18 protein-coding genes are annotated in these 16415 nt (G+C 66.8%); 12 read left to right on the top strand and 6 right to left on the bottom strand.

Annotated elements, in window-relative coordinates:
• Positions 1–14: 14 nt before the first annotated feature.
• From A4F85_RS24775 to purT, 11 genes are all read left to right on the top strand, one after another.
• Positions 15–377 (top strand): DUF4845 domain-containing protein, encoded by a 363-nt coding sequence (locus tag A4F85_RS24775; RefSeq protein ID WP_063328135.1) that lies wholly within the window; start codon positions 15–17, stop codon positions 375–377.
• On the top strand, positions 378–1061 hold the full coding sequence (gene rnc / locus A4F85_RS24770; protein WP_012207060.1) for a ribonuclease III: 684 nt from the start codon (positions 378–380) through the stop codon (positions 1059–1061). It abuts the gene before it with no gap.
• On the top strand, positions 1058–2092 hold the full coding sequence (gene era / locus A4F85_RS24765) for a GTPase Era (RefSeq protein WP_012207059.1): 1035 nt from the start codon (positions 1058–1060) through the stop codon (positions 2090–2092). Before rnc ends, era begins: the two co-directional genes overlap by 4 nt.
• Before the next feature lie 27 nt (positions 2093–2119).
• A complete protein-coding gene (gene recO / locus A4F85_RS24760) occupies positions 2120–2890 on the top strand; it encodes a DNA repair protein RecO (RefSeq protein WP_012207058.1) in 771 nt (256 codons plus the stop codon).
• Positions 2887–3660 (top strand): pyridoxine 5'-phosphate synthase, encoded by a 774-nt coding sequence (locus A4F85_RS24755; protein WP_063328134.1) that lies wholly within the window; start codon positions 2887–2889, stop codon positions 3658–3660. Before recO ends, A4F85_RS24755 begins: the two co-directional genes overlap by 4 nt.
• 20 nt (positions 3661–3680) lie before the next feature.
• The gene (gene acpS, locus A4F85_RS24750; protein ID WP_013801000.1) at positions 3681–4076 is read left to right on the top strand and encodes a holo-ACP synthase; all 396 of its coding nucleotides are present in this window, start codon (positions 3681–3683) and stop codon (positions 4074–4076) included.
• A 59-nt stretch (positions 4077–4135) separates the two neighbouring features.
• Positions 4136–5227, top strand: a complete 1092-nt coding sequence (gene nagZ, locus A4F85_RS24745) for a beta-N-acetylhexosaminidase (RefSeq protein WP_034396680.1) — start codon at positions 4136–4138, stop codon at positions 5225–5227.
• A 111-nt stretch (positions 5228–5338) separates the two neighbouring features.
• The gene (locus A4F85_RS24740; RefSeq protein WP_063328133.1) at positions 5339–6436 is read left to right on the top strand and encodes a 6-phosphofructokinase; all 1098 of its coding nucleotides are present in this window, start codon (positions 5339–5341) and stop codon (positions 6434–6436) included.
• A 7-nt stretch (positions 6437–6443) separates the two neighbouring features.
• A complete protein-coding gene (locus tag A4F85_RS24735) occupies positions 6444–7103 on the top strand; it encodes a DUF1294 domain-containing protein (RefSeq protein WP_063328586.1) in 660 nt (219 codons plus the stop codon).
• A gap of 18 nt (positions 7104–7121) precedes the next feature.
• Positions 7122–7784, top strand: a complete 663-nt coding sequence (locus tag A4F85_RS24730; RefSeq protein WP_063328132.1) for an HD domain-containing protein — start codon at positions 7122–7124, stop codon at positions 7782–7784.
• Positions 7785–7894: 110 nt separating this feature from the next.
• Positions 7895–9112: a formate-dependent phosphoribosylglycinamide formyltransferase gene (gene purT / locus A4F85_RS24725; protein WP_063328131.1), complete on the top strand. Its 1218-nt coding sequence runs from the start codon at positions 7895–7897 to the stop codon at positions 9110–9112.
• Positions 9113–9179: 67 nt separating this feature from the next.
• Here purT and A4F85_RS24720 read toward each other — a convergent pair whose 3' ends face one another.
• The 5 genes from A4F85_RS24720 to A4F85_RS24700 all read right to left on the bottom strand — a co-directional run bounded on the left by A4F85_RS24720 (position 9180) and on the right by A4F85_RS24700 (position 14738).
• A complete protein-coding gene (locus A4F85_RS24720; RefSeq protein WP_013801006.1) occupies positions 9180–9848 on the bottom strand; it encodes a mechanosensitive ion channel family protein in 669 nt (222 codons plus the stop codon).
• 108 nt (positions 9849–9956) lie between these two features.
• The gene (locus tag A4F85_RS24715) at positions 9957–11039 is read right to left on the bottom strand and encodes a GGDEF domain-containing response regulator (RefSeq protein WP_012207049.1); all 1083 of its coding nucleotides are present in this window, start codon (positions 11037–11039) and stop codon (positions 9957–9959) included.
• A gap of 110 nt (positions 11040–11149) precedes the next feature.
• Positions 11150–12166: a hypothetical protein gene (locus tag A4F85_RS24710; RefSeq protein ID WP_063328130.1), complete on the bottom strand. Its 1017-nt coding sequence runs from the start codon at positions 12164–12166 to the stop codon at positions 11150–11152.
• A 92-nt stretch (positions 12167–12258) separates the two neighbouring features.
• The gene (gene lysS / locus A4F85_RS24705) at positions 12259–13818 is read right to left on the bottom strand and encodes a lysine--tRNA ligase (protein WP_013801009.1); all 1560 of its coding nucleotides are present in this window, start codon (positions 13816–13818) and stop codon (positions 12259–12261) included.
• A 245-nt stretch (positions 13819–14063) separates the two neighbouring features.
• A complete protein-coding gene (locus tag A4F85_RS24700) occupies positions 14064–14738 on the bottom strand; it encodes an LON peptidase substrate-binding domain-containing protein (protein WP_063328129.1) in 675 nt (224 codons plus the stop codon).
• A gap of 90 nt (positions 14739–14828) precedes the next feature.
• Here A4F85_RS24700 and A4F85_RS24695 point away from each other — a divergent pair, with 90 nt between their 5' ends.
• Positions 14829–15386 (top strand): YggT family protein, encoded by a 558-nt coding sequence (locus A4F85_RS24695; protein WP_013801011.1) that lies wholly within the window; start codon positions 14829–14831, stop codon positions 15384–15386.
• A 105-nt stretch (positions 15387–15491) separates the two neighbouring features.
• Here the strand turns inward: A4F85_RS24695 and accD are convergent, their stop codons facing one another.
• On the bottom strand, positions 15492–16367 hold the full coding sequence (gene accD / locus A4F85_RS24690) for an acetyl-CoA carboxylase, carboxyltransferase subunit beta (protein WP_013801012.1): 876 nt from the start codon (positions 16365–16367) through the stop codon (positions 15492–15494).
• Positions 16368–16415: the final 48 nt, after the last annotated feature.

The raw sequence follows: 16415 nt of genomic DNA, 5'->3' as shown, positions 1-16415 counted from the left end.
GAGGAGGAAAAAGCATGTTGACATCGAACAACCGGCGTTCGCGCCAGCGCGGCCTGTCCTTTCTGGGACTGGTGTTTGTGATTGCCCTGGGCGTGGGCGTGGTGGCCGTGGGCGCACAATCCGTGCCGGTCTTCCTGGAATACCAGGCCATCGTCAAGGCTGCCAACAAGGCGGCCCGCGAGGGTAGTTCTGTGGCGGACGTGAAAGCCAGCTTCAATCGCGCAGCCCAGATTGATGACATCAAGTCGATTACGGGGGAGAACCTCGAAGTGACCAAGATCAATGACCGTGTGGTGGTGGGCTTTGAATATTCGCGCGAGATCCATCTCGTGGGCCCCGCGTACCTGACTTACCGTTTTAAGAAGCAGACCCAATAGGTGCCTCCCTTACTGAATGCGCTGCAGCTGAGGCTGCAGCATCAATTTGCCGAGCCTGCATTGCTGCAGCGTGCCGTCACGCACCGCAGCTTCTCGGCAGACAACAACGAGCGCCTGGAATTCCTCGGTGACTCGGTGCTGAACCTTGCCATTTCCAGCCTGCTTTACCAGCGGCTCAGTTCCATGCCCGAGGGCGATCTGTCCCGCGTGCGCGCCAACCTGGTCAAGGAAGGCACGCTGCACCAGATCGCGCTGAGGCTGCAGTTGCCCGATCTGCTGCGCCTGGGCGAGGGTGAATCCAAGTCGGGCGGCAAGCAACGCCCCTCCATCCTGGCCGATGCGGTCGAGGCCCTGATCGGCGCGGTCTATCTGGATGCCGGCTACGCGGCGGGCGAGAAGGTGGTACACCATCTTTTCGAGGGCGTGGACATCAATCCCCACATGCGTGCAGCCGAAAAGGATGCGAAGACGGCCCTGCAGGAATGGTTGCAGGGACGGCGCATGAAGCTGCCGCAGTACGAGGTGGTCGCCACCACGGGAGCCGCCCACCGCCAGACCTTTGAAGTGGCCTGCGCGATTGCCGAGCTGCAATTGCAGGCGCGGGGAACGGGTGCCTCGCGCAGAGCCGCAGAGCAGACGGCTGCCACAGCCATGCTGGAACTATTGAAAGCAAGACACGCATGAACCAAGACAAACCTCCGGCGCCGGCACAGACCGCCGCCGAACTCGATGCCCTGCTGGCTGCGGCCAAGCCCGGCGCCGGCGCAGCACGCACGGCATCCGCCCCTGATGAAGCCCAGGCGCCCGAGGTGCCGACAGGCCCGCAGCGCTGCGGCCTGATCGCCATCGTCGGCAAGCCCAATGTGGGCAAATCCACGCTGATGAATGCGCTGGTGGGCCAGAAGATCAGCATCACCTCGCGCAAGGCGCAGACCACGCGCCACCGCATCACGGGCATTCGCTCGCGCGCCGCGACGCAGTTCATCTTCGTCGATACACCGGGTTTCCAGACCAAGCACAGCACGGCGCTGAACAAGTCGCTCAACAAGACCGTGATGGGCGCCATCGGCGACGTGGACCTGATCCTGTTCGTCGTGGAAGCCGGCCAGTTCACGCTGGCCGATGCCAAGGTGCTGTCGCTATTCAAGCCCGGCATTCCCACGCTGCTGATCGCCAACAAGCTCGATACCGTGGGCCGCCGTGCCGAGATCGCCCCCTGGCTCAAGAGCATGCAGGAGCGCCATCCGTTTGCCGAGTTCGTGCCCATGTCGGCCAAGAGCAAGGGCGACATCGAGCGCCTGTTCGGCATCTGCGAGAAGTACCTGCCCGAGCAGGACTGGATGTATGCGCCCGACGAGCTGACCGACCGCAGCGAGAAGTTCCTCGCCTCGGAAACCGTGCGCGAGAAGCTGTTCCGCTTCACGGGCGACGAGCTGCCCTACACCTCCACGGTGGTCATCGACAAGTTCGAGGAAGAGGCCAGCAAGCAGCACAAGCGCTTCATCCGCGTGGCGGCCACCATCGTGGTCGAGCGCGACGGACACAAGGCCATGATCATCGGAGAGAAGGGCGAGCGCCTCAAGCGCATCAGCACCGAGGCCCGCCAGGAGCTGGAAAAGCTCATGGATGCCAAGGTCTTCCTCGAAGTCTGGGTCAAGGTGCGCTCGGGCTGGGCCGACGACGAGGCCCGCGTGCGCTCCTTCGGCTACGAGTGAGAAACCTCCCCGCAAGGCCCTCTGTCCATGGCTAGCGCCAAGCGTGTCTCGGATGAGCCGGCCTATGTGCTGCACAGCTATGACTGGAGCGAGTCCAGCCTGATCCTCGAGGTCTTCACGCGGCACCGGGGCCGCGTGGCGCTGGCGGCCAAGGGCGTCAAGCGCCCGACCTCGAACTTTCGCCCCGTGCTGCTGCCGCTGCAGCCGCTGAGCCTGAGCTACAGCCTGGGCGGCGAGGGCAATGCCGAGATCCACACCCTCAAGGGTGCCGAGTGGGTGGGCGGGCATGTCATGCCCCAGGGCGACGCCCTGATGTCGGGCCTGTACCTCAACGAGCTGCTGATGCGCCTGCTGGCGCGAGACGATCCCTATGCGGCGCTGTTCGACATCTATGCCGGCGTGGTGCGCGTGCTGGCGGGCCAGCATGGCGATGCCATCGAGCCCGTGCTGCGCACCTTCGAGCTGCTGCTGCTGCGCGAACTGGGCCATCTGCCCGCCTTGAATGAGGAAAGCGCCACGCTGGCGCCGCTGGCCGAAGGCCGCCGCTATGCGCTGGTGGCCGAAGGCGGCCTGCGCCCGGCGCTGCAGGGCGAGCGCGCCGTGCTGGGCGCTGCGCAATGGCAGGCCATTGAAAGCGCGCTGCAGGCCCGGCAGGCCTTCAATGCCACGCTGCATGTGGTGGCCCAACCCGAGCAGGCGCTGGCCCTCAAGCCCCAACTGAGGGCCCTGCTGCAATACCATTGCGGCAGTCCCATGCTGCGCACCCGCCAGCTGATGATGGATCTGCAATCGCTATGAATCTTTCCCACGCTTCGCAGCGCACGGCGCTGTCGGTCAATGTCAACAAGGTTGCGCTGCTGCGCAACACGCGCCACCTGGGCATTCCCAGCGTGACGCGCGCCGCGCGCATCTGCCTGGAGGCCGGTGCCCAGGGCATCACCATCCATCCGCGTCCCGACCAGCGCCATATCCGCAGCGAGGATGTCTATGAACTGCAGGCGCTGATGAAACAGTGGCCGCAGGCGGAGTTCAACATCGAGGGCAACCCGACGCAGAACCTCATGGACTTCATCCGCGACACGCGCCCGCACCAGGCCACCTTCGTGCCCGACAGCGAGGACCAGTTCACCAGCGACCATGGCTGGAACTTCCCGCAGGACGCCGAGCGCCTGAAGCCGCTGATTGCCGAATGCCGCCAGCTGGGCGTGCGCGTCAGCCTGTTCATGGACCCCTTGCCCGCCCAGATGGCCGCTGCGCGCGCCGTGGGCGCCGACCGGGTCGAGCTGTATACCGAACCCTATGCAGCTGCCTGGGGCACGGCAGACCAGGAAGCGCAACTGCAGGCCTATGCGGCGGCGGCCCAGGCGGCTTTGGATGCCGGGCTGGGCATCAATGCTGGCCACGACCTCAGCCGTGACAACCTGGCCGCCTTCGTGGCGCGCGTGCCGGGCCTGCTCGAAGTCTCCATCGGCCATGCGCTGATTGCCGACGCGCTGGAGCTGGGCTACGCCGAAACCGTGCGCGCCTACCAGCAGTGCATAGACCAGGGCATGGCGGCGCGCGCCTGAAGCTTTCGCGGAGCGAATCCATGATCTACGGCATCGGTACCGACATCTGCGACGTGCGCCGCATCCGCGCCAGCCTGGAGCGCCATGGCGACCGTTTCGCCGAGAAGGTGCTGGCCGAGGGCGAGCTGGCCACCTGGCGTGCCCGCCGCGCGCGCTGGCCTGAGCGCGGTATCCGCTTCGTGGCCACGCGCTTTTCCGCCAAGGAGGCCTTTTCCAAGGCCATAGGCATGGGCATGGTCATGCCCATGACCTGGCGCAGCTGCGAGGTCGTCAAGCTGCCCAGTGGCCAGCCTGCCATCGTGCTGCACGGCGCGCTCAAGGAATGGTTCGAGGCGCGCAACCTGCAGGTGCACCTGTCCGTAACCGACGAGAGCGACTACGCGGCCAGCTTCTGCGTGGTCGAGCGCCGCGCCTGATACCCGGCCAGCGTGACGCTGGCTTTTTTGACTCCACAGGATTCATAGGAACTCCCGGCATGACCGAGCACGCACCCCTCATCATCGACATCGCCGGCAAGGCACTCACCGATGTGGACCGCCAGCGCCTGGCGCATCCGCTGGTCGGCGGCATCATCCTCTTTGCCCGCAACTGGGAAAGCCGCGATCAGCTGGTGCAGCTGTGCGCCGATATCAAGGCGGTCAAGCCCGATTTGCTGATCTGCGTGGACCATGAGGGCGGGCGCGTGCAGCGTTTTCGTGCCGACGGCTTCACGCACCTGCCGCCCATGCGCGCCTTCGGCCAGATGTGGATGGACGACGGCAAGGGCAGCAAGCACCGCGAAGGCAGCGGCGCCCTGGCCGCCATGAATGCCGCCACGGCGGCCGGCTACGTGCTGGGCACCGAGCTGCGTGCCTGCGGCGTGGATTTCAGCTTCACCCCGGTGCTGGACCTTGACTACGGTGCCAGCAGCGTCATCGGCGACCGCAGCTTCCACCGCGACCCGCGCGTGGTGGCCGCGCTGGCCCGCAGCCTCATGCACGGTCTGCTGCAGGCCGGCATGGGCAACTGCGGCAAGCACTTTCCCGGCCACGGCTTCGTCAAGGCTGATTCGCATGTGGACATTCCGGTCGATGGCCGCAGCCTCACCGCCATCCTGGGCGAGGACGCCGCGCCCTATCCCTGGCTGTCCAGCGTGCTCACGGCCGTGATGCCGGCCCATGTGATCTACCCCAAGGTCGACAAGCGCCCGGCCGGTTTTTCTGCCAAGTGGCTCAAGGACATCCTGCGCAGCCGCCTGCGCTACGACGGCGCCATTTTCAGCGACGACCTGAGCATGGAGGGCGCGCGCCGCATCGACGGCCAGCTCATCGGCTATACCGACGCGGCCCTGGCCGCGCTGGAGGCGGGCTGCGACATGGTGCTGCTGTGCAACCAGAGCCTGGGCCTGGGCGAGCATGTGGACGAGCTGCTGGCCGGCATGGAGGCCGCGCAGCGCAGCGGCCGCTGGCAGCCCGATGCCGACAGCGAATCGCGCCGCGTGGCCCTGCTGCCGGAGACCGTGCCCCAGCCCTGGGACGACCTCATGCGCCAGCCTGCCTATCTGCAGGCGCTGGACCTGCTGCCTTGATGGCTTGAAGGACGCCGCCGCTGGCCGCTCCGAGGGCCAAGGCGGGCTTTGCAAAGGCATGTGCGTGTCGTAAAGGGCGCGTCGGCCGGTGTTTCACAGGAGAGTTTTCCCATGCGCGTTGGCGTGCTGACCGGAGGTGGCGACTGCCCCGGCCTGAATGCGGTGATCCGTGCGGTCACCAAGTCCCTGATCAACCACGGCCAGTGCGAGGTGCTGGGCATTGCCGACGGCTTCGAGGGCCTGATGCTCGACCCGCCCGGCGTCAAGCCCCTGGGCTGGGACGAGGTCTCGGGCATCCTGCATGTGGGCGGCACCATCCTGGGCACCAGCAACAGCGCCAACCCCCTGCGCGATGCGGCCACGCTGGAGCATGTGGGCCGCAATGTTCGGGCGCTGGGCCTGGACGTGGTGGTGGCCATCGGCGGCGACGGCACCATGAGTCTGGCGCATGGCTTGGCCGAACAGGTGGGATTGACCTGCGTGGGCGTGCCCAAGACCATCGACAACGACATTGCCAATTGCGAGCGCAGCTTTGGCTTCGACACCGCCGTGGCCACGGCCACCGAGGCGCTGCGCCGCATCGAGAGCACGGCCAACAGCCACCACCGCGTGATGATCGTCGAGACCATGGGGCGCCATGCCGGATGGCTGGCGCTGGAGGCCGGCATTGCCGGTGCGGCCGACGTCATCCTGCTGCCCGAGATCGATTACGACCTGCAGGCCATCGTCGACTTCTGCCGGGGCCGCGAGCAGCGCCAGCGCTACACCATCATCTGCATCGGCGAGGGCGCCAAGGAAAGCGGCGCCAGCCTCACGGTGCGCGAGCGCATCGAGCAAAGCCCCGACCCGGTCCGCCTGGGCGGCGTCGGCCATGTGCTGCGCGAACGCCTGCAGCCCCACCTCAGGAGCGAGGTGCGCACCACGGTCCTCGGCCATGTACAGCGCGGCGGCGACCCCACGCCCTTTGACCGCGTGCTGGCCACGCAGTACGGCCACCATGCGGCGCAACTGGTGCTGTCGGGGCGCTTCGGCCGCATGGTCACCCTGCAGGGTGGCGAGATCGGCAGCGTGGAAATCTCCCGCGTGGCCAACACCCAGCGCACCGTGCCCCTGGACCACGGCCTGCTCACCATGGCGCGCGACATAGGCATTTGCCTGGGCGAGCCATGCAAGCAGGATGCGCGGCCGGCCGCAGCCGGCAGCCACTGAGCCCGCCATGCGGCAGCAGGGACGTCTCATCGGCTGGAAGGACGAGCAGGGCTTCGGCTTCATCGAACCCGATGGAGGCGGCGCGCAGGTCTTTGTCCATATCAAGTCCTTCACCGATCGCCGCCGCAGGCCCGAGGGCGGAGAGCGCGTCAGCTACGTGCCCAGCCGCAACGCCCAGGGAAAATGGCGCGCGCAGGATGTGGCCTTCATTGGCGAACCAAGGACCGGCCGCCCGCAGCCTGCGCGGCGAAGCCGTGCCGGCATGCCTTCGCGGCCTCTGCCGCCTGTGCGAGGCCCGGTGGCGGTAGGCTTGGCCGCTGCCTTCTTCTGCGTGCTGCTGGCTGTTGCCTCGAGCGGCCGCATGCCCTGGACACTGGTCGGCCTGTATGCGGCGGCAAGCTTTGTGACCTTCATGGTCTATGGATTCGACAAGTCCGCCGCCAGGAACGACCGCTGGCGCACCAGCGAAAGCCGTCTGCACCTGCTGGCACTGCTGTGCGGCTGGCCCGGCGCGCTGCTCGCGCAGGGGCTGCTGCGGCACAAGTCCAGCAAGGCTTCATTCCAACTGGTGTTCTGGATCACCGTGGTGCTCAACTGCGGCCTGCTGGCATGGCTGCTGTCATCGGCAGGTGCGCCGCTGCGGGCGCTGGCGCCCGGCATCTTCTGAAAATTGAAGGAACTGGCGATGACCCATGCTGGACCACGGCCCCAAATGCCCTCCGCCAACGATGCATCGCTGCAGACCTGGCAGGCGTCTTGGGATAGCGCCTGGTCCGCACTGGGTGCCAGCGCTCCGCAGCCTGTGCTGGCCCAACTGCTGCAAAGCTACAGCGAGCCCCAGCGCCACTACCACACGCTGCAGCATCTGGGCGAGGCCATGGGCCTGCTGCAACCGGCGCTGGGCCTGGCCGAGCACCCCGGCGAGGTGGCACTGGCGCTGTGGTTCCATGACGCTGTCTACCAAACACAAGCCAAGGACAACGAGGCGCGCAGCGCCGACTGGGCCGCCGCCGTGCTGCGTGAGCAGGGTCTGCCTGCCGATGTGGCCGGGCGCGTGCACGGCCTGATCATGGCGACCTGCCACGCTGCACAGCCACCCGGAATCGACGCCCAACTGCTGGTGGATGCCGACCTGGGCATTCTCGCGGCCGACCCCCTGCGGTTTGCCGAGTACGAAGTGCAGGTGCGGGCCGAGTACGAATGGGTGCCCTTGCCGCTGTACCGCGCCAAGCGCCGCGAGGTGCTGCTGGGCTTCATGCAGCGCGAGGCCATCTACTGCACCGACTGGTTCCGGCAACGGCTGGAGGCGCGGGCGCGGCGCAACCTCGCGCAGGCGCTGGGTTTGTAGGCGGCGCCTGCGTCGGCGTCCTATGATCGGGGGCTGCTGCGGGCCGTGCAGGCCTGCCTCCCTCTCTTTCTTATCTTGCCCAGGCTCCGCCTGGCTCACAGGACGCGCAGATGACCACCCTTGGAACCCCTTACTCCCCCCATGCCACCAAAGTCATGCTGCTGGGCAGCGGCGAACTCGGCAAGGAAGTGCTGATCGCGCTGCAGCGCCTGGGCGTGGAAACCATTGCCGTGGACCGCTACGAGAACGCGCCCGGCCAGCAGGTGGCCCACCACGCGCGCACCATCACCATGAGCGATCCGGCCCAGCTCAAGGCCTTGATCGAGGCCGAGAAGCCCGACCTGGTCGTGCCCGAGATCGAGGCCATTGCCACGTCCATGCTCGAAGAGCTGGAAGCAGCCGGTGTGGTCACCGTGATCCCCACGGCCCGCGCCGCGCGCCTGACCATGGACCGCGAAGGCATTCGCCGCCTGGCCGCCGAGACGCTGGGCCTGGCCACCAGCCCTTATCGCTTCTGTGATTCGCAGCAGGAGCTGCAGGCCGCCATCGACGGCACCGATGGCCAGCCCGCCATCGGCTTCCCTTGCGTGGTCAAGCCCGTGATGAGCAGCTCGGGCAAGGGCCAGAGCAAGCTGGACGGCCCGGACGACGTGGCCAAGGCCTGGGACTACGCCATGGCTGGCGGCCGCGTGAGCCATGGCCGTGTGATCGTCGAAGGCTTCATCGACTTCGACTACGAAATCACCCAGCTCACGGTGCGCGCCAAGGGGCCGGACGGCCAGGTGCAGACGCATTTCTGCGATCCTATCGGCCACATCCAGCAGTCCGGTGACTATGTGGAGAGCTGGCAGCCCCATCCCATGCACCCGGCGGCGCTGCAGAAGTCGCGCGACATCGCCAAGGCGGTGACCGATGACCTGGGCGGCCTGGGCCTGTTTGGCGTGGAGCTGTTCGTCAAGGGCGAGCAGGTCTGGTTCAGCGAAGTCTCGCCGCGCCCGCACGACACGGGGCTGGTCACGCTGGCCACGCAGTGGCAAAGCGAGTTCGAGCTGCATGCGCGCGCCATTCTGGGCCTGCCCGTGGATGCCTCGCTGCGCAACCCCGGAGCCAGCGCCGTGATCTATGGCGGGCAGGATGCCGAAGGCCTGGTGTTCGACGGCGTGGACGAAGCCCTGGCCGTGCCGGGCACGGACCTGCGCCTGTTCGGCAAGCCAGAGAGCTTCGTCAAGCGCCGCATGGGCGTGGCCCTGGCGCGCGCCCAGGACGTGGAGCAGGCGCGCACCAACGCCAAGCTGGCCGCCAGCAAGGTCAAGCCGCGCAAGCCCTGAGGCTCTGCTGAACGACAAAGCCGCCGTCCCTGCACCGGGCGGCGGCTTTTTTCGTGGGAAGGTGAGCTTAGTTGGTCGTGTGCATGGGCGGCTGCGAGGGCTGGGCATCATGCGGCGTGGTCAGGCGGATGGCGCGCTCCTCCTCGCCATGGCTGGCATGCTCGCCATCCACACCCAGACCACCCTTCCAGCGCCGGACCACGCGCTGGAAGATCAGCGAGTTGGGGATCTGCAGCAGGTTGGGTGAGCCATCGGGCGCATGGGCGTCCTGCAAGGTGGTGTAGAGCATGTTGATGTCGATCACGCGGCCCTTGGCGCCGGGCTTTTCAGCCGTGTCCAGCACCTCGATGTAGTCACCCAGGCGAAAGGGCCCGACGATGACGATGAGCAGGGCGCAGAACAGGTTGGACAGCACGCTCCAGGCCGCGAAGAAGGCCACGGCGCCCACGGTGGCAAAGCCGGTGAAGGCCGTCCACAGGACGGTGGCCGAGACGCCCAGGCGCTCCAGTACCAGGGGCACGGTGGCGGCGATGAGAATCCAGCGGAACACGCCGCGCAGCGGCACCAGCAGCTCCGGCGGCAGGCCGTAGTGCCGGCCTGCGCGTGCGATCAGCCGGCGAACCAGGCGATTGAGCAGCCAGGCCGCACCGATGATCAGCAGGATCTGGGCACCGGGGATGATGAACTCCAGCCAATCCTGCATCCAGGTGGGCAGGTGCGCTTGAAAACGACGCATAACTTCAAACATTCAGGAAACAGGAATCCGCTTTCGGGACCCGGATGCGCAGCTCGCGCGCGCCCGGCATTGAGCTGCGATCGTAAGCGCAGGCGCAAGGCCCGGCAGTCAGGTGCGGCGCTGCTCCACCGTGTCCATCTGCATCTCGAAGCTGAAGAAGCGGTCGCGCCCCTGCGCCTTGGCCGCGTACAGTGCCTGGTCGGCGCGCATGAGCATGGCTTCGGCGCTGGTGTATTCGTCGGGAATGCAGGTGGTGATGCCGCCCGACAGCGTGAGACCCGATTCATGGGGAGAGTCGGGGTGGCGTATGCGCAGCACGCGCAGCATCTGGCCCACGGCGCGCGCAAACGTCATGGCGCCCGAGCGTGGCGTGCGCGGCAGGATGAGCGCGAATTCCTCGCCGCCATAGCGCGCCGCCACGTCACGGGGGCGTACGCAGACCTCGCGCAGCAGGCGTCCGATCTGTTTCAGGCATTCATCGCCATGCACGTGGCCATAGGTGTCGTTGTAGCGCTTGAAATGGTCCAGGTCGCAGAGCATCAGCGTCAGCGGCTGGCCTTCGCGCCGGGCCGAGGCGATCTCGGCATGCAGGATGCGGTCGAAGCCTCGGCGGTTGACCAGGCCCGTGAGCTGGTCGAGCTCGACCATTTCATTGAGCTTCTGGTTGGCCTCGTGCAGCTCGGCCGACAGCGATACCAGGCGCCTGCGCATGTCCAGCAGGCGGCGCATGGCGCGCAGCTTGGCCACGAGCACGATGGGCTTGACGGGCTTGACCAGGTAGTCGTCGCCTCCGGCCTCGATGCCGCGCCACACATCCAGGTCATTGTCCAGGCCGGACAGGAAGATGACGGGCGTCCACTCGCCGGGCTCGGCCTCGCGCAGCTGGCGGGCGACCCAGTAGCCATCCTCGCCGGGCAGGCGGATGTCCAGCAGCACCAGGTCGGGGCGCTGCTCGCGGAACAGGACCAGGGCGCTGGGGCCATCGGCGGCCTCCAGCACGCGGGTCACGCCCGCGTGCAGCAGCTCGCTGACCAGGCTGGTGCGCACCGAGGCTTGGTCTTCCACGACCAGCACGCAAAAGGGCGCGGACTCGTCCGTTGGCTTGGCGAAGCGTGCTCCGCTGGGCTCGATGGCGGGGGAGTCGGCGCTGTCGGTGGGCAGGGGAGGTGGGGCGGGGGGCATGGCCTTCATGGTTGCGAAACCAGGAATGGATCAAGGGGCCGCGCAGTGCGCGGCGTGGGGATGGCGCCAGTGTAAGTCGGGTGTCGCGTCCGTGTGCGATTGTGTGCACGGGGCTTTTGCTAGGCCAGCGGCAGATCCGTGCGGGCGCGGCTGGCCTCGTCATGCCACTGCACAAAGGCGTCGGCAGCCGGGCAGATGCGCGGGTTGCCCAGTTGCTGCAGAAGCCTGCAGGCCGCAAAGCCCTGGGCTTTGCTGTCATAGGCAAGTGCCCACTGGCGGCGCTCCTCCTGCCGGTCTTCGGGAACGGGCCAGCTGCGCAGCGAGGTGGATAGGCCGGTCAGGCCCATGCGCCAGGGCTTGCCGGAGACACGTGCGCGAAAGCATTGCTGGCGCTCGCACAGCAGGGCATAGAGCGGATCCACCTGCAGGACGTCGAACAGCCGCCCGACGGCCGGATCGTCCGATGCGAAATCGGCATGCGTGACGATGACGCGCAGGCCCTTGGGTGTTTCGTAGACGCGCAGTCCCCAGTCGGGGTGGCTTTGGTGGAAGGTCTGGACGCGCTCCATGGCGCGCGCGGCCGGCGAGTCCGTGGCCGCACGCTGGCGCGCCTGGCGTGCTTCCCACCAGCGCTGTACGCGCCGCATGGCCAGGAACAGCAGCAGCACGACCAGTGCCGTGGCCACCATCCGCGAATTGTTCTTGTGCGGTGCCAGCCGGGCCAGCCAGATGGCGACCGAAGCCAACAACAGCAGGGTCACGACGGGAAAGCGCACGGCGCTGGGCGGCTCGGGCAGGTCGATATCGGCGATGGCCACGCGCTCGGTGTTCAGGCAGTGGGCGCCGTAGCTGTTGCGCGTCATCACCGTGCCGTCGCGGCGCTGCAGGACTTCTTCGCGGATGGGGGTGGTGAAGCCGTCGAGCGCGTACTCGTTCTTCCATTCCATGCGGGGCTCGCCCTTTGGCAGCGCCGCATTGCGGGCGGCTTCCAGGGCCTGGGCAGCACGCTCCTGTGCGTGGGCCTGGGCGGCTTCCTGGCTGGTGTCGGACCATCCCCAGCGCTGGACGGTGATGCCGTGGGTGGGGCGGCTTTCATGCCGCAGGCGCGCCTGCGCCCAGTAGGTGGGGATGTGCATGGCGAGCCAGTATAGGGAAAAGCCGCCTGGCTCCCAAGGGAACGCAGGCGGCTTCAGTTGGCAATGCGCGCAGGCGCTGGATGCCGTGGTTTTTACTGTTCGCGGCGCAGGGCGGGGAACAGGATCACGTCGCGGATGCTGGCGCTGTCGGTCAGCAGCATCATCAGGCGGTCGATGCCGATGCCGCAGCCGCCTGTGGGGGGCATGCCGTACTCGAGGGCACGCACGAAGTCGTGGTCGAAGTACATGGCTTCGTCGTCGCCACCGTCCTTGGCCTGGACCTGGGCATTGAAGCGCGCGGCCTGGTCCTCGGCGTCGTTGAGCTCGGAAAAACCGTTGCCGAATTCGCGGCCCGTGATGTACAGCTCGAAGCGCTCGGTGACCTCGGGGCGCTCGTCATTGGCACGTGCCAGCGGCGAGATCTCGGTGGGGTGCTCCATGATGAAGGTGGGCTGCCAGAGCTTTTCTTCCACCACTTCCTCGAAGTACAGCACCTGCAGGCTGGCCAGGGTGCGGGCGGACAGGCGGTCCTTTTCTTCCGTCATGCCCAGCTTGCGCAGCGCATTGGTCAGCCATTCGCGGTCGGCCACCTTGTCGCCCGCCTCGGTGAACTTGACGATGGCCTCGGGAATGGTCAGGCGCTGGAAGGGCTGGGACAGGTCCACGGGCTTGCCGCCGTAGGTCAGCTGCAGCGTGCCCACGGCCTTTTGCGCGGCGTCGCGCACCAGGGCCTCGGTGTAATCCATCAGGTCGCGGTAGTTCCAGTAGGCCGCGTAGAACTCCATCATGGTGAACTCGGGGTTGTGGCGAACCGAGATGCCTTCGTTGCGGAAGTTGCGGTTGATCTCGAACACGCGCTCGAAGCCGCCGACCACCAGGCGCTTGAGGTACAGCTCGGGCGCGATGCGCAGGTACATCTCCTGGTCCAGCGCGTTGTGGTGGGTGACGAAGGGCTTGGCGTTGGCGCCGCCGGGAATGGGGTGCAGCATGGGCGTTTCCACTTCCAGGAAGCCGTGCTCCACCATGAATTCGCGGATGCCCGAGACGGCCTTGCTGCGTGCGATGAAGCGGCGGCGGGCCTGCTCGTCCATCATCAGGTCCACATAGCGCTGGCGCACCTTCTGCTCCAGGTCGGCCATGCCGTGGAACTTGTCGGGCATGGGGCGCAGGCTCTTGGTGAGCAGGCGCAGCGTCTGCACCTTGACCGACAGCTCGCCGGTCTTGGTCTTCATCAGCGTGCCCTCGGCGCCCAGGATGTCGCCCAGGTCCCAGCGCTTGAAGGCCGCATAGACCTCCTCGCCCACGGTGTCGCGCGTGATGTACAGCTGGATGCGGCCGTGCGTGGGGCCCAGCGATCCGTCCTGGATGGTGGCAAAGCTGGCCTTGCCCATGACGCGCTTGAGCATCATGCGGCCGCCCAGGCTGACCTGCACGGCTTCGGCGTCCAACTGCTCGGCGCTCTTGTCGGCATGGGCCTGCTGCAGCGCCTCGGCGCGGTCGGCGGGCTTGAAGTCGTTGGGGAAGGCCACGCCGCCCTGTTCACGGACCTGTTCGCGCAGGGCCTTGAGTTTTTCGCGGCGCTCGGCGATGAGTTGGTTTTCGTCCTGGGGAGCGGTCTGGTCCGCTGCGGATGGGGTGTTGTGTTCGGTCATGACAATGAGCGCCAGCGCAAAACGCCGAGGGGCCGGAAAAAAGCCGGGGGAAAAAAGCGGGAAAAGCCGAAAAAAGCCAGGCGCAAAGGGCTGGAGGGTGCAGAGGCGGCGGCAAATGCCACCGGCAAGCCCCGCAGCTGGCGGGCTGAATCCGCGATTTTAAGTTTTTTGGCGCGCTTTCGGTGCGCGGTGCTGCCAATGTGCCGGAAGCCGCTGCGGTATGACGCCGCAGTCCTGCCAATTCGTCAGTGCCCGGCGGACGGGGCGCCGGGTGCCGGGCCCTGGGCATGGCCTATGCCGCTACGCTCCAGCACATCGGCCACGAGCTCCAGCCGCACCAGCGGGCTGTCCAGCGCCATCAGTTGCTGCTTGATGGAGACCGGCATGGGCAGCAGCTCGGTCCAGCGGTTGGCCACCCAGCCGCAGTCGCCCATCTGTTCGGCGCTGGGCAGCCGGGCATGGTCGGCGTCTGTGGAGCGCGCGTGCAGCTGCATCAGCACCTGGGCCAGGGCCTGGGCGGTGGCGAGCAGGTGGCCGGGGATGGGCACAACGGCATCGGCAGGCAGCATCTGCACATCGGCCACCCACAGGCCGTGGGGCAGCTGGCGGTGCTCCTGCATGCGAAAGCGCTGCGTGCCTTCGCACTGCAGGTGCAGCAGGCCGGGCTGGGGCTGCTGCAACTGGACGATGCGGGCCAGCGTGCCCACGGCGTGCAATTGCTCGGCGGCCGCGCCAGCCTTGCGCACTTCGCTGCCGGCCTGCAGCGCCACCACGCCGAAGGGAGCGCCCGTGCGCTCGCACTTGCGGATCATGTCCAGGTAGCGGACTTCAAAGACGCGAAGGCTCAGCAGGCCTTGAGGAAAGAGGACGCTGCCCAGGGGGAACAGCGGCAGGGAGTGCAGTGCGGTAGGGGCGGTCATGTGATGGGCGGGATGCGGCAGCTATCATCCCATGCTGTGCCAGGGCCGGATGGCCGTGGTCCGATCTTCCTCCCGCAGTCCTACAACGCCATGCTTTTTCAGATCGTTTCCTTTTTGCTCGACGTGGTCGTTGGCCTGTTGACCGGCGTCTGCCTGCTGCGCATGTACATGCAGGCCCAGCGCGTGCCCTTCGGCAACCCCGTGGGGCAGCTGGTGTTTGCGCTGTCCGACTGGATCGTGATGCCGCTGCGCCGCATCATCAAGCCGGCCGGGCGCTGGGACATGTCCAGCCTGATCGCCGCCTTCCTGCTGCAGATGCTGCAGTTCGTGCTGCTGTGGCTGTTGATGGGTGGGCAGTCCACCGTGGTTGCCCTGCCCTGGCTGGCGCTGTGCGGCCTGGCGCGCGTGGCGCTGTCGGGCATGGTGGGCGTGCTGCTGATCTATGCCATCTTGTCGTGGGTGCAGCCGCAGTCGCCGATGTATGGCGTTCTGCAGCGCCTGTCCGAGCCGATGCTGCGGCCCATCCGCCGTGTTGTTCCGCTGATCGGCGGTATCGATCTGTCGGCACTGGTGGCTCTGGTGCTGTTGCAGATCGCGCTGATGGTGCTGGGGTATATCCAGGGATCGGGCTTGATGCTGCTGGCCTGATTTCCCTGATTTCCATGATTTCCCTGATTTCCCTGATTTCCTGGACGTGAAAAAGCCGCCGCAGGCACCAACCTGCGGCGGCTTTTTTTGTGTCTGCGCGAGGCTTTACTGGACCGCGTCGGCCGGCAGGCGCTGCAGCATGGCAAGCGATGCGGCGATGCGGTCGCGCAGCTCGCGGCGGTCCACGATCATGTCCACGGCGCCCTTGTCCTGCAGGAACTCGGCGCGCTGGAAGCCTTCGGGCAGCTTCACGCGCACGGTGGTCTCGATCACGCGCGGGCCGGCGAAGCCGACCAGGGTCTTGGGCTCGGCAATGACGATATCGCCGACGAAGGCAAAGCTGGCGGAGACGCCACCGAAGGTGGGATCGGTCAGCACCGAGATGTAGGGCAGGCCCTTCTTGGCCAGGCGCGTGAGCGCTGCATTGGCCTTGGCCATCTGCATCAGGCTCAGCAGGCCTTCCTGCATGCGCGCACCGCCCGTGGCGGTGAAGCAGATGAAGGGGACCTTCTGCTCGATGGCGGTCTCGACACCGCGCACGAAGCGCTCGCCGACCACGGAGCCCATGGAGCCGCCCATGAACTCGAACTCGAAGCAGGCTGCGACCACGTTGACGCTCTTGATGGCGCCGCCCATGACGACCAGGGCATCGGTCTCGCCGGTGTTCTCCAGCGCTTCCTTGAGGCGCTCGGGGTACTTGCGGCTGTCCTTGAACTTCAGGGCGTCGACGGGGATGACTTCCTGGCCGATTTCATAACGGCCTTCGGCATCCAGGAAATGGTTCAGGCGGGCGCGGGCGCCGATGCGGTGATGGTGGCTGCAGCTGGGGCAGACGTTCTGGTTTTTCTCCAGATCGGCCTTGTAGAGCACGGTCTCGCAGCTCGGGCACTTGATCCACAGACCCTCGGGGATCTGCTGGTGGCGATCCGTGGGGTTGGTTTGCTGGATTTTGGCAGGCAGGAGTTTTTCAAGCCAGGACATGGTGTTTCCTTTTCAGGCGCAGGGCATGCGGCACCGGGCCGCATGCAA

It is taken from the genome of Delftia sp. GW456-R20, from assembly GCF_001622915.1.
In the GTDB taxonomy this organism is placed as follows: Bacteria; Pseudomonadota; Gammaproteobacteria; order Burkholderiales; family Burkholderiaceae_C; genus Comamonas; species Comamonas acidovorans.
The sequence above is the reverse complement of the archived record's forward strand: the minus strand, read 5'-3'. Positions and strand labels throughout refer to the sequence as shown.